12 protein-coding genes are annotated in these 21,748 nt (G+C 68.5%); 4 read left to right on the forward strand and 8 right to left on the reverse strand.

What is annotated here, in order from left to right; translation table 11 throughout:
• Window positions 1-99 precede the first annotated feature (99 nt).
• Window positions 100-1,548: a glycoside hydrolase family 19 protein gene (locus FA89_RS04485; protein ID WP_051938527.1), complete on the forward strand. Its 1,449-nt coding sequence runs from the start codon at window positions 100-102 to the stop codon at window positions 1,546-1,548.
• Between the two features lie 746 nt (window positions 1,549-2,294).
• Here FA89_RS04485 and FA89_RS04490 read toward each other — a convergent pair.
• Together FA89_RS04490 and FA89_RS04495 are read right to left on the reverse strand one after the other, a co-directional pair.
• Window positions 2,295-3,320, reverse strand: a complete 1,026-nt coding sequence (locus tag FA89_RS04490) for a glycoside hydrolase family 43 protein (protein WP_051939017.1) — start codon at window positions 3,318-3,320, stop codon at window positions 2,295-2,297.
• Window positions 3,321-3,389: 69 nt separating this feature from the next.
• Window positions 3,390-5,483: a TonB-dependent siderophore receptor gene (locus FA89_RS04495; protein WP_051938528.1), complete on the reverse strand. Its 2,094-nt coding sequence runs from the start codon at window positions 5,481-5,483 to the stop codon at window positions 3,390-3,392.
• Window positions 5,484-5,656: 173 nt separating this feature from the next.
• Here FA89_RS04495 and FA89_RS04500 point away from each other — a divergent pair, with 173 nt between their 5' ends.
• The 3 genes from FA89_RS04500 to FA89_RS04510 are packed head-to-tail and all read left to right on the forward strand — an operon-like array spanning window position 5,657 to window position 7,796.
• On the forward strand, window positions 5,657-5,965 hold the full coding sequence (locus FA89_RS04500) for a hypothetical protein (protein WP_081916348.1): 309 nt from the start codon (window positions 5,657-5,659) through the stop codon (window positions 5,963-5,965).
• The gene (locus tag FA89_RS04505) at window positions 5,962-7,527 is read left to right on the forward strand and encodes a PepSY-associated TM helix domain-containing protein (RefSeq protein ID WP_036138606.1); all 1,566 of its coding nucleotides are present in this window, start codon (window positions 5,962-5,964) and stop codon (window positions 7,525-7,527) included. The genes FA89_RS04500 and FA89_RS04505 overlap by 4 nt, the downstream gene beginning before the upstream one ends.
• Window positions 7,524-7,796, forward strand: a complete 273-nt coding sequence (locus FA89_RS04510; RefSeq protein ID WP_036138609.1) for a DUF3325 domain-containing protein — start codon at window positions 7,524-7,526, stop codon at window positions 7,794-7,796. Before FA89_RS04505 ends, FA89_RS04510 begins: the two co-directional genes overlap by 4 nt.
• 1 nt (window position 7,797) lies before the next feature.
• Here FA89_RS04510 and FA89_RS04515 read toward each other — a convergent pair whose 3' ends face one another.
• From FA89_RS04515 to FA89_RS04540, 6 genes are all read right to left on the reverse strand, one after another.
• On the reverse strand, window positions 7,798-8,457 hold the full coding sequence (locus tag FA89_RS04515) for a M24 family metallopeptidase (RefSeq protein ID WP_036138611.1): 660 nt from the start codon (window positions 8,455-8,457) through the stop codon (window positions 7,798-7,800).
• A gap of 25 nt (window positions 8,458-8,482) precedes the next feature.
• On the reverse strand, window positions 8,483-8,905 hold the full coding sequence (locus FA89_RS04520; protein ID WP_036138614.1) for a hypothetical protein: 423 nt from the start codon (window positions 8,903-8,905) through the stop codon (window positions 8,483-8,485).
• 34 nt (window positions 8,906-8,939) lie between these two features.
• Window positions 8,940-10,016, reverse strand: coding sequence for an NAD(P)H-dependent flavin oxidoreductase (locus FA89_RS04525; protein WP_221174278.1), 1,077 nt, complete (start codon window positions 10,014-10,016; stop codon window positions 8,940-8,942).
• A 21-nt stretch (window positions 10,017-10,037) separates the two neighbouring features.
• On the reverse strand, window positions 10,038-10,370 hold the full coding sequence (locus FA89_RS04530; RefSeq protein ID WP_036138622.1) for a hypothetical protein: 333 nt from the start codon (window positions 10,368-10,370) through the stop codon (window positions 10,038-10,040).
• A gap of 103 nt (window positions 10,371-10,473) precedes the next feature.
• Window positions 10,474-11,832: a TolC family outer membrane protein gene (locus tag FA89_RS04535; RefSeq protein ID WP_185754224.1), complete on the reverse strand. Its 1,359-nt coding sequence runs from the start codon at window positions 11,830-11,832 to the stop codon at window positions 10,474-10,476.
• 215 nt (window positions 11,833-12,047) lie between these two features.
• Window positions 12,048-21,278, reverse strand: a complete 9,231-nt coding sequence (locus FA89_RS04540; protein ID WP_051938530.1) for an autotransporter-associated beta strand repeat-containing protein — start codon at window positions 21,276-21,278, stop codon at window positions 12,048-12,050.
• Window positions 21,279-21,748 lie beyond the last annotated feature (470 nt).

Below are 21,748 nucleotides of genomic sequence, written 5' to 3' on the forward strand. Positions count from 1 at the left end.
GCTTTTCGGACGAATCCTATGGGCGGCCAGGCGGTGCCGCGCTAGCGTGAACGGGCGGGCCGGCCTGCGGCCCGCGTTGCCCGATGCCATGGAGGCTGCATGTATTCCACGCCGTTCCGCACGTTGCATGTCGCGAGCGCCCTGTGTGCGCTCGCCCTCATACCGGCCGCATTCGCCCAGGACTACGATCCTTCTTCCACCTACACGGAGAACTGCGTCGTCACGTTCAAGGGCGATGTCTTCCGCGCGAAGTGGTGGGTCGAACCCGGCCATTCGCCCGCCCACGTCGACCAGGTCGCCCACCCGTGGGATACACCCTGGGAGCGCACGGCCAGGGATACGCCCACGGGATGTCCGGGGCCGGACCAACCCGGTCACCCGGGCGATCCGGGCAACCCGGGCGATCCGCCTCCCCCGCCACCGCCCGGCAAGCCACGCGAGGTCCTGCTCAGCCAGCTGCTGGCCGACGAATCACGCCTGACGACGGACCCGCTGATGGGTGCGGTACGCGCCTCCATCCGCACGCTGGACAATGCCTCGGTGGAAGCCGTGCAACCCGGCCGCACCACCAACCCGGCCAACGTGCGGCGCGTGGAATCGATCGTGGACGCGGCGCGCTTCGAGTATCTGTTCCCGTTGCGTGCGCCGGAGTATTCCTATCGCGGGCTGCTCCAGGCCGTGGCCAAGTTCCCTGCGGTGTGCGCCGACTACGATGACGGCCGCGATGCGGAAGCGATCTGCCGCAAGACGCTGGCCACGATGTTCGCGCACTTCGCCCAGGAAACCGGCGCGCACGAATCGTGGCGGCCGGAGGAGGACTACCGCCAGACGCTGGCCTACGTGCGCGAGATGGGCTGGAACGAAGGCGCGCGCGGCGGCTACAACGGCGAATGCGCCAGCCAGGGGTGGATCGCCGACACCTGGCCCTGCGGTACCTACGCCGATGGCGCCTTCAAGAGCTACTTCGGCCGCGGGGCCAAGCAGCTGTCGTACAACTACAACTACGGCCCGTTTTCCGAAGCCATGTACGGTGACGTACGAACGCTGCTGGATGCGCCCGAGCGCGTGGCCGATACCTGGCTGAACCTCGCCAGCGCCACGTTCTTCTTCACCTACCCGCAGCCGCCCAAGCCATCCATGCTGCATGTCATCGACGGCACATGGCAGCCCAACGCGGCGGATCGTGCGGCGGGACTGGTGCCGGGCTTCGGCGTCACCACGCAGATCATCAACGGCGGCGTGGAGTGCGGCGGCCAGGACGAACACCTGCAGTCACGCAACCGCATCACCTATTACCGCGCCTTTGCCGCCACGCTCGGTGTGCCGGTGGGAGCCGATGAGGTGCTCGGTTGCAAGGGCATGAAGCAGTTCGCCGAAGGCGGTGCCGGTGCGTTGCCGGTGTATTGGGAAAACAACTGGCGCGAGCAGCCGGGCTGCAAGCTCGTCGGCTACCAGACGGCGTTCTCCGCGCTGAAGCCGGGTGAGTATGTCGCCTGTGTGCGTAAGGCATTCCCGGATGTGGAGATCGTGGACGATACACGGCGGTGATCGTCACGGAAGGTGCGCACCGTGCACTCTCGATTGTGTGCGGTGCGCTTTGACTTTGGGCTGAGGCCTTGAAGCGAGAGCCTCGCGCTTTGGAGCAAGAGCCGGCGGGTGCCACCCTCGGGGCCACGCCTGCGGCGACCCGCTAGGGAAAGGCCGCTGCCGCGGCCGCGAGGGTGGCACCCGCCGGCTCTTTCGAGGACTGAGGTTGCGTGTGGTCGAGCGCAGAGCCAGGTTTCGCTTCGTTGCTGGGAACGCTCGCTTGCGTGTTGCGCATGGCATCAGCCGCCTTGGGTGGTGTTGAGGGTTCGCGCACATCGTGCGCTCCTACACGGCCGGCGGATCAGGCGTTGAATAAATGAGCCCTACCTCCGGGGTAGGAGCGCACGATGTGCGCGAACAGCCAACAAAGCGCTGACGCCGTCCCCCGACCCCTGCTCGCCGAACGCCACTCGCTGCTCGCCCAACACGCCACCTCAGTTTGCGGAAGAGCCGGCGGGTAGCCCCCTCGGTGCCGGTAGCCGCAGGCGAGGGCTTCGCACAGATCAGGCCCGAAGGGGGCCGACCAGGACGGTCGGCCGTTTTCGCGAGACAGGATGTCGAGTCGGAAACCCCTGTGCGAAGCCCGACCCGGCCCGAAGGGCAATAGATAGACGGCCGCGGAGCGGCCTTTCCTTAGCGGGTCGCCGCCGGCGTGGCACCGAGGGGGCTACCCGCCGGCTCTTGCTCAACGCGTGCGGGGCCCGGCTTTACCGCTTTGTTGGTTTTTCGCGCACATCGTGCGCTCCTACCAGCGGTTTGGCTTGCACGCCGTCTTGCGTCATTTTTACTGGCAGGATGCTGCCGTCGGCGGCGAAATGCAGTTCGTCGATGCTGGTCTCACGGTGGTTGCCGTTGGTGTCGCCCAGCGGATGGCGGTGGTAGACGATGTACCAGCTATCGTCCTTCGCCACATGGAACAGCGAATGGTGGCCCGCGCCGGTGGCGATCTTCGGATCCTGCTGGAGGACCTTGCCGACGCGGCGGAACGGCCCGGTGACCGAGTCGCCCACGGCGTAGGCCACCGAGTAGTCGGGACCGGTCCAGCCACCCTCCGACCACATGAAGTAGTACTTGCCGTTGCGCTTGAACATCAACGGACCTTCGACGTACTCCGGTGCGGGGGTGATCTCCTTGAACACGGTGCCGTCGGCCATGGGCTCGACGCCGGTGAAGTCGGGTTTCAGCTTGACGATGTTGGCGTGTTTCCAGCCGCCGTAGATCATGTAGTAAGTGCCGTCGTCGTCGCGGAACACGAACTGGTCGATCGGCTGCGCTCCGTTGTGGAAGGCGCCGATCAACGGCTTGCCGATCAGGTCCTTGAACGGGCCGTCGGGCTTGTCGGCCACGGCCACGCCGATGCCGCCGACCTCGTTGTCGTTCTGGATATCGTTGGCGGCGAAGAAGAAATAATACTTGCCGTCCTTCTTCACCAGCGCCGGTGCCCACAGCGCCTTCTTCGCCCAGGGAATGTCACGCATCGACAACACGTCGGCGTGCTTCGTCCAGTGGATCAGGTCGGGCGAGGAGAACGCATCGAAGTGGTTCTGCTGCGCGTAAGGCAATGAGGTGGTGGGGTAGATCCAGTAGGTGTCGTCGAAGATGGCCGCCTCCGGATCGGCGTACCAGCCGGGGAAGACCGGGTTGCCCGCATGCTCCGGTGGTGGCGCGGCCAGCGCGCCGAAGGATACGCACGCGGCAAGCACCGCGCTCCCGATGAACCTGCCTAGCCGCATGCCGATCTCCCGTTCGCCCGAGCCGAACATCCGACCATAACGGTTCGGACGTCCGGAATCCACGGTCGGTCAGAAGCGGTAGCTGGCGTTGCCCATGATGCTGCGACGCGGGCCGTAGAAGCAGTCGCCACGGGCCAGGCACGTGGCGCTGTACGCCTGGTCGGTGACGTTGGCGGCATTGACGGAGAAGCGCCACGGCCCCTGCGTGTAGGCCACCATCGCATCGAACAGTGTCTTGCGCGGCACCACGAGCGTGCCGGTCTCGTCGTAGTTGGTGCCGATGTAGCGTGCACCGATGCCGAAGCTGAAACCGTCACTGTCGGCGTCGTTCACGTGGTACACGCCCCACGCGGAGGCTTGGTTCTTCGGCAGGCCCGCGACGATCGTGCCGTCGTCCGGCCGCGCTTTCGTCCAGGTGTAGGTGCCGATGAGGTCCACATGGCTGCCCAGGCGCGAGCTGCCTTCCAGTTCCACGCCGCGGGTCTTCGCGCGGCCTGCCTGGACCTGGTTCAGCGGATTCTGCGGATCGGGCGCGAGGCGGTTTTCCTCGCGCAGGTCGAAGTACGTCGCGGTGAGCAGCGTCGAGCCGCCGACAGGCTGGTATTTCACGCCGGCTTCGTACTGTTTGCCGCGCAACGGCTCGTAGGGGCGGTTGTAGAAATCCAGGCTGTCCAGCGGCTGGAACGACTCGGTATAGCTCACGTACGGCACCAGTCCGTTGTCGAAGCGGTACATCACGCCGAAGCGCGAGGTGGTCGCATTGTCGACGGAGCGGCTGTCGCCGGTGGTCAACGTGGCACGATCATGGCGCACGCCCACCGTGCCGATCCAGTGCTCGCCCCAGTTGATCTGGTCCTGCACGTAGAGACCGGTCTGCCGCGTATGGCTGGACGGTGCCGGCAGGATGTCGGGCGGCACGAAGCCGTTACCGTAGACCGGCGCGTACAGGTCGAACGGGACGAGGTCTACGCCGTTGCCCTGGCGGCTGTCGGTATGCGAATAGCCCAGGTCCGCGCCGAACAGCACGCGGTGATGCATGCCGCCCGTATCGAAATCGCCCTCGAGGCGCGTATCGGTGACGAAACGCTTGTGCCGGCTGAGGGCGATATAGCTATAGCGCGACACGGTGCGCTGGTCGTCGTCGAGGAACGGATACGCGGGGTTGGTATAGACGTTCGGATAGAGCGAGCGGTAGTCCACGTTGTCGTGCGAGTAGCGCGCGTTCTGGGTGAACTTCCACGTGTCGTTGAAGCGGTGCTCGAAGAATGACGACAGCGCGCGCTGGCTGGTGTCGTAGCGATCGAAGCCGGGCTCGCTGACGAAGCGATTCGTCGGAATGCGCCCGTTCGGATTGAACAGCAGCGTGCCCGCGTGCGGCAGGAAGTTCAGCGAGGAGCCGTTGTGGTCGAACTGCAGGTTGGCGAGTACGGTCCAGCGGGTGTTGTTGTCGGGCTGCCAGGTGACCGAGGGGGAGATCGCCTTGCGGTCGTCGGATACGTGGTCGATCTGCGAGTCGGCGTCGCGCACCACGCCGATCAGGCGATACGCCCAATGGCCGGCCGCATCCAGCGGGCCGGTGAAGTCGAACGCGGCCTGCTTGCGCGCGTTGTTGCCGACCTGCACCTGCACCTCGCGCGCCGCGGTGAACTGCGGGCGCTTCGACGTGAGACCGATCAGACCGCCCGTGGTGCCTTGTCCGTAAAGCACCGACGAGGGACCGCGCACCACCTCGATATGGTCGAGGAAATAGGGCTCGGTGCGTGCGTACGAACCACCGAACGACTGCCGCAGGCCGTCCAGGTAGGAGGTGAACGACGCGCCGCGGACGAAGGCGTCGTCACCACGGCTGTCCACGCCGTAGGCATCGGAGCGCACGCCGGCCGAGTAGCGCAGCGCGTCCTGCACCGTCAGCACGCCCTGGTCGAGCATCTGCGTGCCGGAGATAACCGACACCGCCTGCGGCGTTTCGACGATCGGCGTATCGGTCTTCGTCGCGCCCTCGGCGTCCTGCCGTGCGTAGCCTTGGTCGAGCTTGACGCCACGCACGTCGACGGCATCCAGCTGGACGGCCTTATCGGTGCGGTTCGTGTCTTGGGCAAAGGAAGCGTGCGAGGCCAACACCCCTGCGATGAGCAGGGGCAGCGCCTTCTTGGGAAGGATCATGAGCATGGGTCCGTAGCGGGGGAATGTCGCGGTTAACGCGAACGAATCTCATTACCATGATGCCGCACATGTGGCAGGCACCGCAATACCTTACGCTGATATTGCGAATGAATCGCATTTGCGTAAACTGGTCGACCCGTTTCCGCACCCACCACGGCGAAAGACATCCCGGCATGAGCAGGCGCAAGACGACAGGCATCTCCCCCATGCGGGCGCTGGACGTGACGGGCCGAGCCACCGCCGCGGTGTTCGGCGGCTATGCGCTGGCGGCCCTGGTGGCGGCGGCGTGCGCGCGCTGGCTGCCCATGGCGCGTGTCGAGGCGGTAGTCGCCGGCATGCTCGTCTCGTTCGCGGTCTACGCCGCGGTGGCCATTTTCGCGTTCGCCTCGCGCAGCGCGGCACATGCCTGGATCGGGCTGGCGGCGATCGGCGTACCGCTCGCGGTGGCGCTGGCGGCGTCGCTGCACGGAGCGGCGCCATGAACGGGGTCAACGGTGGCCTGCGCCAGTCGATGGCCTGGCTGCATACCTGGGCGGGCCTGCTCGTCGGCTGGCTGTTGCTGGCGATCTTCGCGACCGGCACCAGCGCGTATTTCCAGGACGAGATCACCCGATGGATGCAGCCGGAGATCACCGGCGTGCGCCAGCCGACGCGCGCCGCGGAAGGCGCGGTGACGTGGCTTAACGCCCACCAGCCCGGCGCGGACAGCTGGTCCATCGCCCTGCCTGGCCAGCGCGCGATCGCCTCCACGGTCTACTGGCGGCAAGCGGGTGAAGACCGCAGCGCGGCGCGCGACAACACGCTGACGCTGGACGGCAACGGGCAGCCCGTGGTGTCGCGCCCCACCCTGGGCGGCGCGTTCCTCTATCGCATGCACTTCGACCTGCACTACATGCCGGTGATCTGGGCTCGCTGGGTGGTCGGCTTCTGCGCCATGTTCATGCTGGTGGCCATCGTCAGCGGGGTGATCACGCACAAGAAGATCTTCGCCGACTTCTTCACCCTGCGCTTCGGCAAGGGGCAGCGCTCCTGGCTGGACGCGCACAACGTCAGCGCCGTGCTGGCCCTGCCGTTCCACCTGATGATCACGTTTACCGGCCTGGTTACGCTGCAGTCGCTGTACATGCCCTGGGGCGTGGCGGCCGCGTATCCGAGCAAGGCAGCCTACTTCGCCGAGGCGTTCGGCAGCGAGCCGCCGCCGGAGCGTTCCGGCCAGCCGGCACCGATGGCGCCCCTGGCCGGGATGATCGCGCAGGCACGCGCGGTATGGGGCGGCGCGCAGCCGGGCTTCATCGACATCGCGCTACCCGGCGACCGGCATGGCGTGGTGCGCCTGTTCCGCAGTGGCGGCGATGCCATGGACGCCCGCGCAAAGACCCTGCTGTTCGACGCCGCAACGGGACGCATGCATCCGCTGCCGGCGTCCAAGGGAGGCGCGAGCGCGACCGAAAGCACGATGGTGGGCCTGCACGCGGGGCGTTACGCGCCGTACGCGCTGCGTTGGCTGTATTTCCTGTGCAGCCTGGCCGGCACGCTGATGGTGGCGACGGGCCTGGTCCTGTGGACGGCCAAACGGCGGCTCCAGCTCCCCGATCCCGACCGGCCCCATCTCGGTTTCGTGCTGGTCGAGCGGCTCAATATCGCCACCGTCGCCGGCCTGCCGCTGGCCTTCGCCTGCCACTTCCTGGCCAACCGGCTGTTGCCGGTGCGCATGGACGACCGGGCGACGTGGGAGGTGCATGCCTTCTTCATCGGCTGGGGCGCCGCGCTGTTGATCGCCTGCGTGCAACGGCCGCGGCGTGCCTGGCTGGCGGTGCTCATGCTCGGCGCCGCGGCCTTCGCGGCCCTGCCTGTCGTGGACGAGCTGACCACGGAGCGCGGTTTGCTGCCTAGCCTGGCGCGCGGCGACGGTGTGTTCGTCGGCTTCGACCTGACCATGCTGTCCCTGGCCGCCGGCCTGGGCATCGCCGCGTGGAAGCTGTACAGGCGGCCGGCGGGCGCGAGGCGCAAGCACGCGGTGATCGCCACCGGAGCGGATGCATGATCGCGTTACCGCTGGTGGCCTCGGTACTCGGCTTCGCCCTGCTGTGCCTGGGCATGTCGCGCCACCAGCGCGATCTGTTCGGCCGGTCGCTCCCGGCGGGACGGACGCGTGCGGCGAAGGCTGCCGGCTGGCTGCTGGTGACCGTGGCCTATGCCGGCAGCTTGCTCGCGGAAGGCGCCGCGCTCGGCGCAGTCTATGGCGTCGGCGTGCTGACCTTCGGCGCGGCGGTCGTGGCGATGGCGTTGATGGGCCTGTCGCGGCCCCGGTGAGCTACGCGACCAGAAGGTCTTCGTAGAACGCGCCGATCGGCCGCTCGGGATGCGCGATCTGGATCTCGAGGATCCACAGCCCGGGCACCGGCGCCGCGTCGAAGTTGCCCAGGGTGCCCGCCTTGTGCACGGCGTGCGGGTAATCGCCCACGCGGTGACCCTTGGTCGCATGGTTGAGGCGCCAGCCCATGGCCTGCGCTTCCGCACTCAGGTACGCATACAGGGCGACGCCGGTCACGCCATCGCGCCAGCGCGCCTCGCCCCGGCGGAACAGCTCGCGGGCGGCCTCGGCGCAGGCGTGCTTGAGTGGATCGTCGCCCAGCACGAAGGTATCGCCGACATCGCCTTCGTGGCCGTCGAACACCGGCCCGAGATCCACGAAGTAGATATCGTCATCGCCCAGCACCGTGTCCGGCGCCGAACGCTGGCGGAAGGTCTTCAGCGTGTTCTCGCCGAAACGCAGGATGCTCGGATGCCAGATGCGGTCCATGCCTGCGGCCTGCAGCCGTTCCTTCGCCAGCACCGCGGCCTCCGGCTCGGTCATGCCCGGACGGATGTGCGCTGCGATATCGCGCAATGCCGCCCACGAGCGCTCGCGGGCGCTGAGCAGGCGTTCGAGGGCGAAGCGATGGCCGACGTTTTCGGCCGTGGCGACAGGCATGGCGGTTTCGGCTCCGTGGCGGTTGTCAGGAATGCGACGACGGGTGGGTGAGTGCCCGCAGCCGTGCAGTGGCACGAACGCGTACCGCCTCGGCGCCGTCTACGCGGGACAGGTATTGGAGCACGTCCTTGCCGGTCGACGGATGGGCCGCGACGGCGAGGCGCACCTGTTCGTTCACGTCATCGGCGAGCAGCCGCAGCAGGTTTTCCGGCGCAACCTTTCGCTGGGCGATGGCGAGGCGGACGGTCGCGTCCGGATCGTCGGCGAGCCGCTCCAGCATCGGCAAGGCCACCTCGCGGTGGGCCGCGATGAACGGCCGCAGGTCCGGCGCGCGCTCATAGACCTGCGCCCATACCGCGACGGGCACGGCCTCGGTCATGGCGCGCTGTTGGTCTTCGGCATCGTCGCTGCGGCGCAGCCGAATCCATTCATTCGCATCGTCGATCATGTCGTCCCCCTCTCGCGGATGGGGTCCGCGAGCATCAACCCAGTCGCAGCCGTGCCGCTGCCTGGGCGAGCATGGTACGCGCGATCTCCTCCGCAGGCACCTCCCGCGCGAGCGCGCCGGCCTGCCCGGCCCACAAGGGTTGGAAATCGCCCTGCCCAGTGGCTTCGGTGGCCGCGCGCAACGGCGCCAGGGGGCCGGCGGCCAGCGGGAACGGCAAGGCATCGGCCGCCAGCGGGCCCAGTTCGCGCATGATGCGATTGACCGCGCCACGCGCCGGACGGCCGGTCAGCACGTTGGTGACCACGGTGCCGTCGTCGCGCAGGGCGCGCAGCGCCTTGCGATGCACGGGGGCGATCGTGGCTTCCGGCGTCCGCAGGAAGGCCGTGCCCACCTGCACCGCCGACGCGCCGAGGCACAGCGCCGCCGCCGTGCCGCGACCGTCCGCGATCCCTCCGGCGGCAATCACCGGCACCCGCAACGCATCGACCATCTGCGGTACCAGGGCCATCGTGCCGGGCTGGGCCGCCATGTCGTGGGTAAGGAAATTGCCGCGATGGCCGCCGGCCTCGTAACCCTGGGCGATCACGACGTCACAGCCACGCTCGGCGAGCCAGCGCCCCTCGGCCACCGTGGTGGCGGAGGCGAGCACGATGGCCCCGGCGGCTTTCACCCGCTGGAGCAACACCGGATCGGGCAGCCCGAAGTGGAAGCTGACCACCTCGGGCGTCAAAGCCTCCACCAGTTCGCAGAGGGCGGTGTCGAATGGCGCTCGGCCCCCTGTGGCGGACGCGGCGTCCGGGTCCACGCCGTACTCGGTGAAATACGTCGCCAACCGTTCCTGCCAGCGCCGTGTTTGCGCCTCGTCGGGCGCGACCGGCGTGTGCGCGAAGAAATTGAGGTTGAGCGGCGCCGTCACCGCGCCACGGAACGCGGCGACGTGCTCGCGGATGGTCGCGGCGGATAGCGATGCACAGGGGATCGCGCCCAACCCGCCGGCCCGGGCGACGGCGATGGCCAGCGCCGCGCCACCTGCGCCGGCCATCGGCGCCAGCAGCAGCGGTTGCTCGATGGCGAGCAGGTCGAGCACACGGCGATCGGTCCAGCTGGGCACGGCGGTTCCTCGCGGCATCGGTCAGAGGCTGACGGCGTAGGTGATGAAGAAACAGGCCGCGGTCAGCAGGATCATCGCGGCGATGAAGGCGACATCGGCGATGCGTTCCAGGCGGTGCAGGCGCACCTCGGTTTCCGTCCGCAACGCGAAATACGCGCTGAGGGTGGCGACGAGGAAGAAGATCGCATCGACCGAGAGCAGGTCGTCGGCCCAGCTGTCGGTGCGGCTCACCGCATTGGACACGCGCAGCAGCCCGACGCCGGTGAGGCAGACACCGACCATGGCCGCCGAGATCGTGCAGATCATGCGGCACGTGCCTTCCGCAAGCGGTGTCTGGAAGGATCGGCGCGGCATGGGCTCGGGGTCCCGTGTAGGCAAGAGCGGATATGGTACGCCGATGTGGGTGTTTGGCACGCCACATGCGCGAATGGCCCACGATGGCCATCGGCTCGGAACGTTATTGCAGCAGCCGGTTGATCGCTTCGATGTCCCTGATTTCGGCGATGCCGGCGGCGCGCTTGAGCCGCAGCTTGTTGAGGATGAACTGATGACGCAGCGCGGTGTATTGCGTGCGGATTTCGGCCAGCGTCTGGATGGCGACGACGACGTTGGTCAGGCTCTGCGTGCCGATGTCGTAGCCCGCGCGCATCGACGCCAGCGCCTTCTTGCCCGATTCCACCGCCTCGCGCGCGTCGCCGACCTGACCGATGCCGGCGGTCACCAGGTTGAAGTAGTTAGTGGTGTCGCGCGCCGTCTGTCGGCGCAGCGACTCCAGGTCGCCCTCGTCCGCGTCACGCTGGTGGATCGCCTGGCGCACCTGCGACTGGGTCAGCCCACCGCTGAACAGCGGTACTGCCAGCACCAGTCCGACCGTGGTGGTACCCGTGCCGTACCCGGCGCCACCGCGCACGCCGTTGCGCCACGCGCCGGCCTTGTCGTAGTTCACGGCGAGGTTGACGGTCGGCAGGTGTCCGCTGCGGGCCGCGGCGATCGCGTGCTCGTCCGCCCGGACCAGGTGACTGGCCGCCATCACGTCCGGGCTCTGGCGCATGGCCTGTTCCACCCAGGCGTTGGCGTCGTCGGGCGCGGGCGCTTCCATCGGCAGGTCTTCGCGCAGGGCCTTCAGCGTGCCGGGCTCCTTGCCGGTCAGCTGCTGCAACGCACGCCGCGCATCCTTCAGCGAGGTCTCCGCATCCACGCGCGACGACTTGATGTAGAGGTAATACGCGCGCGACTGGGTGAGGTCGGCTTCCGGCGCCAGTCCGTTCCTGAACAGCGTGGTGGCCTGGTCGTACTGCTGCTTATAGGCATCTTCGTACGAGCGGAACACCTCCACCTGGTCCTGCGCCACCAGCACGTCGAAGTAGGCCGTGGTCGCGCGAACGTACAGATCCTGCAGTTCGCCCTGGTATGTCGCGTCCTGCGCCTGGGCCGTCGCGGCCGCCTGCCGCTCCCGCGAGAACTTCGACAGGTCCAGCACGGTCTGGTCGAGGGTCAGCGTGAGGTCGCGTTGCCGGCTATGCCCGTCCGTGGTGGTGGATGGTGCCGCATCGTTGCTGGACTGCACGCCGATGTTGCCCGGATGGAACTGCTGCAGCTCGAGGCCGGCGGACAGCTGCGGCAGCAAGGCCGCACGCGCCTGGGGCACGCCTTCCGCCACCACCAGCCGGCGCGCGTCCGCACTGGCCAGCACCGGGTCGTTGGCCACGGCCTCGCGGTAGACGTCCATCAGGTCTTCCGCGCCCGCGGTAGCCGGGAGGCCACCGGCCAGGGCCAGCAACGCCACTAGCACGCCCGATATGTACCTTGTTTGCATGTCCGCCCTTGCCCGCACCCGAAGATGGGGTGGGCAGTGCAAGCGGTGTGCCACGGTGGGGAAACGCGGTAAAACGCACTGCGGGCCGCACTTTCAGACGGCCGGACGGCTTTTTCGCAAGAGCTTGCGGTGGACGGCGCCCCTGTACCGGCGGCGCCGACCCGTGTCCGCGGACGTTATCGCGCGGACACGGGCGGTCACGGGGAGCGGCCGCGTCAGAAGTTCCAGCGCACGCCCAGGTTCACCGCATCGCTGCGCTGGCGCTTGCCGATATCGGCGTTGTAGTACACGAACGTGCTGGCCTTCGGTGTGATGTCGAAGCTCATGCCCACGCCCGCCTGCCAGTGGTTGCGCACCGGCTCCGATCCCTGCACCGAGAACGTGCCACCCGGTTCGCCGGCGAAGGCGTTGTTGACCGACACCGTGTTGTCGCGGGTGTTGTGCAGGTAGCGAACCATGACGATGGGATGCAGCTTCGTGCCTTCCACGCCCAGGTCCACATCGCCGACCAGACGCGCACCGACGCCGTACTGCAGGCTGCTGGCACTGGCGCGACCCACGCGCAGGTCCGCGTCGCCGGCATTCTTCTCGGTAAAGGCGTCGTACTTGACCTTGCTGTAATACGCGCCGACGAAGGGCTCCAGGTGCATGGCCTGACCCAGCGTGAAGCGGTAGCCGCCTTCCAGCGAAGCGTTGGTGGTCTTGCCGTCGTAGCTGCCCGTGGCCTGCGGCGTGAAGCCGCCCACCGCGATGCGCCGCGAGCTGTCGGCGTTCTGCCAGCCGTACGATGCCAGGCCCTGCGCCCACCACTGCCTGTCGTTGAAGTACAGCGCATGCAGGCCGATCGCCGCCTGGTCGACATCCGTGTAGTCGCCGCGGCGATCCACCTCGGTGCGCGAGTTGGCGACGTTGGCATGCACGCCCAGGCGCAGGTCCGGCGTCACCGGTGCGTCGGTACCGATGACCACGCCATGGATGCGGTAGTCGGTCTGCGCCACGTCCGCACTGTGGTCGAAGCTGCTGCTGGAGGTATACGGCTCGGCCCAGACGGCCGGACCACGCTCGCCGGTATCACGCTGGAGCTTCAGGCGGTTGAACACCGTGTCCTGGTACTGGCTCTGGCCCGACAGCTCGGCATTGGCAGCCGAGGCATAGGTTTCACCGGTGAGCGAATCGAAGGCGCGGATCACCTCCGGCGAGCGCAGCCCGCGCACGTTGCCCAGCAGGTTCGACAGCGGATCGCCACCGGAGACGGCAATCCGTTGCAGGGCCGTGGCCATCGAGCGCTGGTTGGCGCCCAGGCCCGGGAACCGGTCGAACGTGATGCCGCCCGAGCCCAGCCCGCTGCCGGCCTGGCTGTAGGTAAGCGCCAGGTTGTTGCCGATCACCTGCCAGCTCGTGTCCAGGAACGGCAGGTTGCTGCCCGTCATGGTGCTGCCGGCGTAGCTGCCGGTGATGCCCTGGGACGCACTGATGACGTTCACCTGCGTGACCGGGCCGAACGACGTGCCGTTGTTCTCCACCGTGACCTTGCCGCCCAGCACCGCCGTGCCGTTGACCACGACGGCATCGGTCACGCCGTTGTCGCCCGTGCGGATATAGGTGGTGGAGCCGGCACCGAGGGTCAGGCCACCTACCGTCAGCACCGTACCCGGCGTGCCCGTGCCCGCGGCCGCGCCGGTCGCACCCGGTACGCCACTCGGGGCCACCGTGCCGTCGACCACGACCGGACCGGTGACGGTGCCGCCACCGATGATCCCGCCACCCGGGTTGACCGTGGCCGGTCCGCCCAGCGTGCCGTTGACCGCGATGGTGCCCGCCACGACGGTGCCGCCGGGGAAATTCACCGTGGTGCCGGCACCGATCGACAGCGTGCCGTTGCCCACGTTGAGGTTGTCGATGTTGTTGAACACGCCGCCCGGCAGGGTGGCATCGCCCGAGCCCGTGACGTCGAGCGTGGTGCCCGGGCCGGTGCCGTTCACGGTGCCGGTAACCGCCGGCAGCTGTCCGAACCCGATGCCGATGGTGCTGCCGCCGCCGAGATTGACCGTGCCGGCGATCGGGCCCGTCACCGTCACGACATTGCCGGTGCCGCCGAGGTTGATCGTGCCTGCGCCGCCGACCGCGATGCCGCCGTTGTACGGGTTGCTGGCGTTGAGGATGCCGCCGTTGACGGTCAGGCCACCGGTGAAGCCGGCCAGCGAGCCGCCGAGGGTAAGGCTGCCGGTGCCTTCCTTGTCCAGGCCGCCCGTGCCGCTGAGGCTGCCGTTCAAGGTGAGGTCGGCCGGGCCCTGCACGGTCACGCCGTTGCCGCCCACCGTCACGACATTGCCGAGCGTGACGCCGGTGCTCGCCTGCAGCGCCGCGCCGTCGATGGCGAGGCCACCCGTGCCCAGGGCCGTGTCGCTGCCGACCACCAGCGTGCCGCCGCCGACCGTGGTGCCGCCGGTGTAGGTGTTGTTGCCGGTCAGGACCAGGCGGATCGTGCCTTGCTGCAAGAGGCTGCCGGTGCCGGAGATGGCGCCGGCCAGGGTCAGGTCGTTGCTGCCGGGCAAGGTCAGTGCGGCGTTGAGCGCGATGTCGTTCGCCAGCGTGGTGACCGCCGTAGTGCCGAGGCTGGCCGCGCCGCCGACGGTGAGCGTGCCCGTACCCAGGGCCGCGCCGTTACCGATGCTCAGGCCACCGTCGTTGAGGGTCACGCCGCCGCTGAAGGTGTTGGTGCCGCCCAGCGAGAGCGTGCCCGTGCCGTTCTTGACCAGGCTGCCGGTGCCGGCGACGGTGCTGTCGAGGGTGGCATCGGCATTGCCCGTAAGGGTCAATGCGTTCGCACCCAGGGTCACGCTGCTCCCGGCCACGCTGTTGAGCGAGCCGATGGTCTGGTTGCCGGCGGCGGCGATGTCGAAGCCACCGGTGCCGGCCAGGGTGACAGCCCCGCCGCTGGCCAGGCTGCCGCCCGCGCCGATCGCCAGCGTGCCGTCGTTGACGATCGTGCCACCGGTATAGCTGTTGGCACCCGCCAGCGTAAGAGTCGCGCCGCCGTTCTTGGTCAGGCTGCCGGCACCGGTGATGGCACCGCCGAGCGTCAGGTCGTTGCTGCCCAGCACGGTCAGGCCCGCGTTGAGCGCCACGTCGTTCGCCAGCGTGACGGGGCTGAGCGCGTCGAGCGTGCCCGCGCCTGCCACCGTCAACGCGCCGGTACCGAGCGCCGCATCGTCGTTCACCACCAGGCCGCCGGCATTGAGGGTGACGCCTCCACTGAAGGTGTTGGCGCCGCCGAGCTCCTGGCTGCCCGCACCGTTCTTGATCAGTGCGCCGGTACCGGCGATGACGCCGTCATAGGTGCCGTTGCCGACGCCGTTGAGCGTGAGCGTGCTGCCGCCGAGGGTGACGTTGCTGCCGGCGACGCCGTTGAGCACGCCGATCGCCTGGTCGCCGCCGCCGGCGATATCGAACGCGGTGCCCGCGTTGGCCAGCGTCACGGCGCCCGTGGGCGACAGGCTGCCGCCCGCGCCGATGGCGAGCGTGCCGTTGTTGATCAGCGTCCCGCCGGTATACGTGTTGATGCCGGTGAGCGTTTCGATGCCGGTGCCTTCCTTGATCAGCCCACCGGTGCCACCGATGCTGCCGCCGAAGGTACCGTCCGTCGCGCTGCCGACCGTCAGCGTGTTGCCGCCGAGGTTCACGGTGCCGTTGCCCACCAGGGTGCCGAACACCTGCGTGCCGTTGCCGGCCGAGAGGTCGAAGGTGGCCCCCGTGGTCAGGTTCACCGTGCCGGTATTGAGCAGGCTGGCGCCCGCGCCGAGGGCCAACGTGCCGCTGTTGATGAAGGTGCCGCCGGCATAGGTGTTCGTGCCGTTGAGCGTGAGCGTCGCCGCCCCGTCCTTGGTCAGGCTGCCCGCGCCGGTGAGCGCACCGTTGAGCACGATGTCGTTGCTGCCCGCCACGGTAAGACCCGCGTTGAGCAGCACGTCGTTCGTCAGGGTCACCGCATTGGCGGCATCCAGCGTGGCCGCGCCGCCGACGGTGAAGGTGCCCGTGCCGAGCGCGCCATCGTTGCCGACGATCAGGCCGCCAGCGTTGAGGGTGACGCCGCCGCTGAAGCTGTTATTGCCGTCGAGGGTCTGGATGCCGGCGCCGTTCTTCACCAGCCCGCCGCTGCCGGTGAGGCTGCCGCTGAAGGTGGCGTCCGTCGCACCCGCCAGCGCCAGCGTGTTGCCGCCGAGGGCCACGGTGCTGCCGGCCACGCCGCTCAACGAGCCGATGGCCTGGTTGCCGGCGGCGGTGATGTCGAACGTGCCGGTGCCGGCGAGGTTTACCGCGCCCGTACCGGCCAGGCTGCCACCCGCGCCGAGCGCCAGCGTGCCGGCATTGATGATCGTGCCACCGGTATAGGTGTTGGCCGCGGTGAGCGTGACCGTGGCCGGACCGTCCTTGATGATGCCGCCCGCACCGGAGATCGCGCCGCCGAGGGTCAGCGCGTTGCTGCCGAGCAGGTCGAGGTTGGCGCCGCCGGCAAGGTCGATGGTGTTGCCCAGCGTCAGCGCGGCGCCGGTATCGAGCGAGGCGTTGCCGCCGACGTTCAGTGCACCCGTGCCCAGTGCCGCATCGTTGCCCAGCAGCAGGCCGCCGGCGTTGAGGGCCACGCCGCCGGAGAACGTGCTGGCGCCACCGAGCGCCTGGATGCCGGCGCCGTTCTTCACCACGCTGCCGGTGCCGGCGATCAGGCCGTCGTAGACGCTGTTGCCGACACCGCCGAGGGTGAGCGTGTTGCCGCCGAGGGTCACCGTGCTGCCGGCCACGCCGTTGATCAGGCCGATGGCCTGGTTGCCGCCGGCGGAGATGTCGAAGCCCGTGCCCGGTGCGGCGAGGTTCACCGCACCGGTGGCGGCGAGGCTGCCGCCCGCACCGATCGCCAGCGTGCCGGCGTTGATCGTCGTGCCGCCGGTGAAGGTGCTGGCGCCGGTCAGCACCTGCGTTCCGGTGCCTTCCTTGATCAGGCCGCCCGTGCCCGCGATCGCCCCGGCGAACACGCCGTTGGTGGGACCGCCGATGGTCAGGGCATTGGCGCCCAGGTCGACCGTACCCGCACCGGTGAGGGTGCCGAAGCTCTGCGTGCCGTTACCCGCGGACAGGTCGAAGGTGGCACCGCTGGCGAGGTTGACGATGCCGCTGCTAGCCAGGCTGGCGCCCGCACCGAGTGCCAGCGTGCCGGCGTTGATGTTGGTGCCGCCGGTGTAGGTGTTGGGGCCGTTCAAGGTGAGCGTGGCCGCGCCTTCCTTGGTCAGGCCGCCGGTTCCGGTGACCGCGCCGTTGAGGGTCAGCGCGTTGCTACCCAACACGGTGAGGCCGGCATTGAGGGCGATGGCGTTGGCCAGCGATACGGGGCCGTTCGCATCCAGCGTGGCCGCACCGCCGATGGTAACCGCACCGACGCCGAGCGCGGCATCGTTGCCGACGACCAGGCCGCCGGCATTCACCGTCACACCGCCGCTGAATGTGCTGGCGCCGCCGAGGGTCTGCACGCCGGCGCCGACCTTGACCAGGCCACCGTTACCCGACACGGCACCGTCGAAGACCTGGTCCGTCGCCGTGCCGAACTGCAACGTGTTGCCGCCGAGCGCGATGGCGCTGCCGGCCACGCCCGAAAGGGCGCCGACCGTCTGGTTGCCCGCGGCCGAGACGTCCAGCGTTGCGCCGGCGTTGGCCAGCGTCACCGCGCCGGTGCTCGCCAGGCTCCCGCCGGCACCGAGAGCCAGCGTGCCGGCGTTGATCGTGGTGCCACCGGTGTACGTGTTGGCACCTGCCAGCGTGAGCGTCTGCGCGCCGTCCTTGCTCAGGCTGCCCGCGCCCGACAGGGCACCGGCCAGCGTCAGCGCCTGGTTGCCCTGCACGGCAAGGTTGGCGCCGGCGGCGAGGCCGATGGTGTTGGCGAGGTTGAGCACCGCGCTGGTATCCAGCGAGGCGTTGGCACCGACGTTCAGCGCGCCCGTACCGAGCGCGCCGTTGTTGCCCAGCAGCAGGTTGCCCCCGTTGAGGTTCACACCACCGCTGAAGGTATTGGCCGTCGCCAGGTTGAGCGTCGCGTTGCCGTTCTTGGTCAGGCTGCCCGTGCCGGACACCACGTTGTTGAGCGCCAGGTCCTGGTTGCCCAGCACGGTGAGCGCGCTGCCAGCTCCGAGGTTCACGGCGTTGCCGAGCGCCACCGCGGTCGTGTTGTCCAGCGTCACCGCGCCGCCCACGTTCAACGCACCCGTGCCGAGCGCCCCGCTGTTGCCGAGCACCAGGCCACCGCCGGTGACGCTGAGGCCACCGGTAAACGTATTCGCGTTACTCAGCGTGAGTACCGACGTACCGCCCTTGGCGAGGCTGCCGTCGCCGGCGAGGATGCCGGCGAGTGTCACGTCCTGGCTACCGGTGAGTGCCAGCGACGTGCCGCTGCCGAAGTTGACCGCGTTGGCGAGGGTGAGCGCCGTGGTGCTGTCCAGCGCCACCGCGCCACCGACGTTCAGCGCACCCGTGCCCAGTGCACCCGCATTGCCGAGCAGCAGGCTGCCCGAATTGAGGTTGACGCCACCGCTGAAGGTATTGGCGCCATTGAGCGTCAGTTGCGTCGTGCCGTTCTTGGTCAGGCTGCCCGTGCCGGACACCACGCCACCCAGCGTGACGGCCTGTGTACCGGGGAGTGTGAGCGTGGCACCGGCCAGATTCACCGCGTTGGCCAGATCGAGCGCCGCGGTACCGTCCAGCGTCGCATTGCCGCTCACCGTGAGCGGCCCCGTGCCGATGGCGTCGTTGTTGCCGAGCAACAGGCCGCCCGCGTTCAGGTTGACGCCACCGCTGAACGTGTTGGCACCCGTGAGCGTCTGCACGCCCGCGCCTGTTTTCACCAGCGACCCGGTGCCGCCGATGACGCCGGCGAAAGTCTGGGCGGTGGCGTCGCCGAAGGTGAGCGCATTGCCGCCGAGCGCGATCGTGGTACCGGCCACGCCGGACAGCGCGCCGATGGTCTGGTTGCCCGCCGCCGAGATATCGAACGCCGCGCCGGCATTGGCGAGGGTGACCGCGCCACCGGCAGCCAGCGTACCGCCCGCGCCGAGCGCCAGCGTGCCGGCGTTGATCAGCGTGCCGCCGGTGAAGCTGTTGGCACCGTTCAGCGTGAGCGTGGAGGCACCGCTCTTGAGCAACCCGCCGTTACCGCTCAACACACCGCTGAACGTCGCCGGCTGTCCACCGAGCACATTGAGCGTGGCACCGCTGCCCAGGTTCATGGCATTGGCGAGCGTCAGCGGCACGCTGCCGTCGAGCGTGGTCGATGCATTGACGTTGAGCACGCCGCTGCCCAGGGCGCCGCTGTTGCCGAGCAACAGGCCGCCGCCGTTGACGGTGAGGCCGCCGGCGAAGGTGTTGGCGCCGTTCAAGGTCAGCAGCGACGTACCGGTCTTGACCAGATTGCCGGGGCCGGAGACGACGCCGCCGAGCACCAGCGCCTGGTTGCCGGGCAGGTTGAGCGTGCCGCCCGTATTGAGGCTGACGTTGTTGGCAAGGGTCAGTGCCGTCGTGGTGTCCAGGGTGACGTTCGCGCCGACGCTCAGCGCGCCGGTGCCGAGCGCGCCCGCGTTGCCCAGCAGCAGGCCGCCGCCGTTCAACGCCACGCCACCGCTGAAGGTGTTGCCGCCACCGAGCGTCTGCACGCCGGTGCCGACCTTGACCAGGCCACCGGTGCCGATCAGCGTGCCCGCGTAGTTGGTGCTCGTGCCGAGGCCGCCCGTAGTCAGCGTGGTGCCACCTAGGTTCACCGTGCCGCCCGTACCGGCGAGCGAACCGATCGTTTGGTTGGCACCGGCGGAGAGATTGAGCGTGGTGCCGTTCACCAGCGTCACCGCCTGGGTCGGCAGCAGGGTGCCGCCCGCGCCCACGGCGAGCGTGCCGCCGTTGATCGAGAACGAGCCCGACAGCGTGTTGGCCGCGCCCAGGGTCAGCGTGCCCGCTCCCGCCTTGATCACGTTGCCCGCGCCGGACAGCGCGCCGTTGAGCGTGAGCGCCTGCGCTCCGTTGAGGGTCAGCGTGGTGCCGCCACCGACGGCCACCGTGTTGGCCAGCGTGGTTGCCGTGGACGCGGTGAGCGTGCTGGAACCGGTGACGTTGACCGCACCGGTACCGAGCGCCCCGTTGCCGCCGAGCAGGATGCTGCCGCCATTGAGCGTGGTGCCGCCGCTGTAGGTATTGCCCGCGGCGAGGCTCAACGCCCCGGTGCCGGTCTTGGTCAGCGCGCCGGTGCCGGATATCGCCCCCGCGAGTCCCAGGGTGTTGGTGCCCTGCACGGTCAGGCCCGCGCCTTGCAGGTTGAGTGCCGTGGTGACGCCCAGTCCGTTGATGGCGGATTCCAGCACCGCACCCGACACGGTCGCCGTCGCCCCGAGGTTGTCCGCGTTGTTGAGCACCGCCGTGCCACCGGTCAGGTTGCTGGTGTTGGCCAGGCGCCCCACCAGGGTCCAGCGTCCGCCGGTGATGTTGAGGTTTTCGAAATTGATGTACTGCGACGACGTGGCCGTGTTGGCACCGTTGCCCGCGGCACTTTTCAACGTCAGCGTATCGACACCCGTACCGCCGTCGACCACGCCCGCGGCTGCAAAATTGAGCACGCCCACGCCGAGCAGATCGGGTACGGACAACGCCACGCCGACGCCGGTGCTGCTGACGCTGGCGGCGGTGTCTGCCACGAAAGTGTCGTTGCCGCCACCGACGTAGACGCTGCCCAGGATCTGTCCGTTGTTGATCAACGTGTTGGACGTGCCGTTGAAGGCGATGCGCCCCTGCACAGTACCGCCCGCGGCGTTGGTCATGGTGACGTTGCCCTGGCCCGACGCGACGAGCGCCGGTGCATCCACGGCAAGCACGCTCACGCCGGCCAGCGGCTTGCCGCCGATGGTGCCGGAGTTGACCAGCGTGGTGGTGCCACCGGCGCCGTTGCGAATGTCCAGCGCCACGCCGCTCAGGTCGCCAGCGTTGACGGACGCCACGCCGAAGGTGCCGTACATGCCGCCGGTGTTGTTGATCGCGTGGTTGCTCGCGTTGGCGTTACCGATGATGGTGCCCTTCGACAGCACACTGAGAATGCCGAGGAGCGAGGGGTCGATCGTGCCCGCGTTGTTCAGCGTCACGTTGTTGCCCGAGAGCGTCATCGCGGGCGTGAGCAGGCCGAGCACGGGTGCCACGCGGCCGTCGGAGGTGACGTTCACCGTGAGGTTGTTGGCCGCCGTGTTGAACGGGTTGCCCACGGTCGTGCCGCCCGAGCAGGTCACGGTCACACCATCGCCGGGTGAGCCAGGCGCGCAATCCGCCCACACCTGCTGGCTGACCAGGCCCAGGAGGGTCGAGGCGAAGGCAAGGCCGATGCCCTTGCTGATCGGATGACGACGGACAGATTTCACACGGCGCTTGCTCATGACATTCCCCATAAGCACACGCGTCATCCGTCTGGCGGACGATCGCGCGCACTTCAGCGACGGCGCCGGAAACATTCCGGGCCGTGATGGACATCCGATCGATGACGTCCGCAAAACCTGCATGCGCAGGCGTTTGCTTTCGGGCGCAAGCCTAAGCGCCGGCATCGACGCTCCGATGCACAAATCTGGCGGTGGCTTTCCGTGTGCTTTCCGGGGAGATGTCGGGAAAATCGACGATTCGGCAAACAGTGTACAAATGCGGCAACCGCGATTCGTTTTTGCGACGGTTTACGCGTAAGTAGACTTACTTAGAAAAGCGCTTTATTTATGCGTTTATATCGTGCTTACAGGTCGATGCCATGCGGCGTCCGATTCACTTGCGTGAAGGGCGATGCCCTGCATGTTCGCGCAACGATTTCTTGCCGGATAACGCTTGCGATTATCTGTGGCGCGGAGCGCGTTTCACCGAA

The sequence above is a fragment of the Luteibacter sp. 9135 genome (genome assembly GCF_000745005.1).
Lineage (GTDB): Bacteria > Pseudomonadota > Gammaproteobacteria > Xanthomonadales > Rhodanobacteraceae > Luteibacter.

Bases quoted from the DNA above. Each gene is read 5' to 3' on its own strand.
- FA89_RS04485 (WP_051938527.1), top strand. From the start codon at position 100: ATGTATTCCACGCCGTTCCGCACGTTGCATGTCGCGAGCGCCCTGTGT.
- FA89_RS04490 (WP_051939017.1), bottom strand. From the start codon at position 3,320: ATGCGGCTAGGCAGGTTCATCGGGAGCGCGGTGCTTGCCGCGTGCGTA.
- FA89_RS04495 (WP_051938528.1), bottom strand. From the start codon at position 5,483: ATGATCCTTCCCAAGAAGGCGCTGCCCCTGCTCATCGCAGGGGTGTTG.
- FA89_RS04500 (WP_081916348.1), top strand. From the start codon at position 5,657: ATGAGCAGGCGCAAGACGACAGGCATCTCCCCCATGCGGGCGCTGGAC.
- FA89_RS04505 (WP_036138606.1), top strand. From the start codon at position 5,962: ATGAACGGGGTCAACGGTGGCCTGCGCCAGTCGATGGCCTGGCTGCAT.
- FA89_RS04510 (WP_036138609.1), top strand. From the start codon at position 7,524: ATGATCGCGTTACCGCTGGTGGCCTCGGTACTCGGCTTCGCCCTGCTG.
- FA89_RS04515 (WP_036138611.1), bottom strand. From the start codon at position 8,457: ATGCCTGTCGCCACGGCCGAAAACGTCGGCCATCGCTTCGCCCTCGAA.
- FA89_RS04520 (WP_036138614.1), bottom strand. From the start codon at position 8,905: ATGATCGACGATGCGAATGAATGGATTCGGCTGCGCCGCAGCGACGAT.
- FA89_RS04530 (WP_036138622.1), bottom strand. From the start codon at position 10,370: ATGCCGCGCCGATCCTTCCAGACACCGCTTGCGGAAGGCACGTGCCGC.
- FA89_RS04535 (WP_185754224.1), bottom strand. From the start codon at position 11,832: ATGCAAACAAGGTACATATCGGGCGTGCTAGTGGCGTTGCTGGCCCTG.
- FA89_RS04540 (WP_051938530.1), bottom strand. From the start codon at position 21,278: ATGAGCAAGCGCCGTGTGAAATCTGTCCGTCGTCATCCGATCAGCAAG.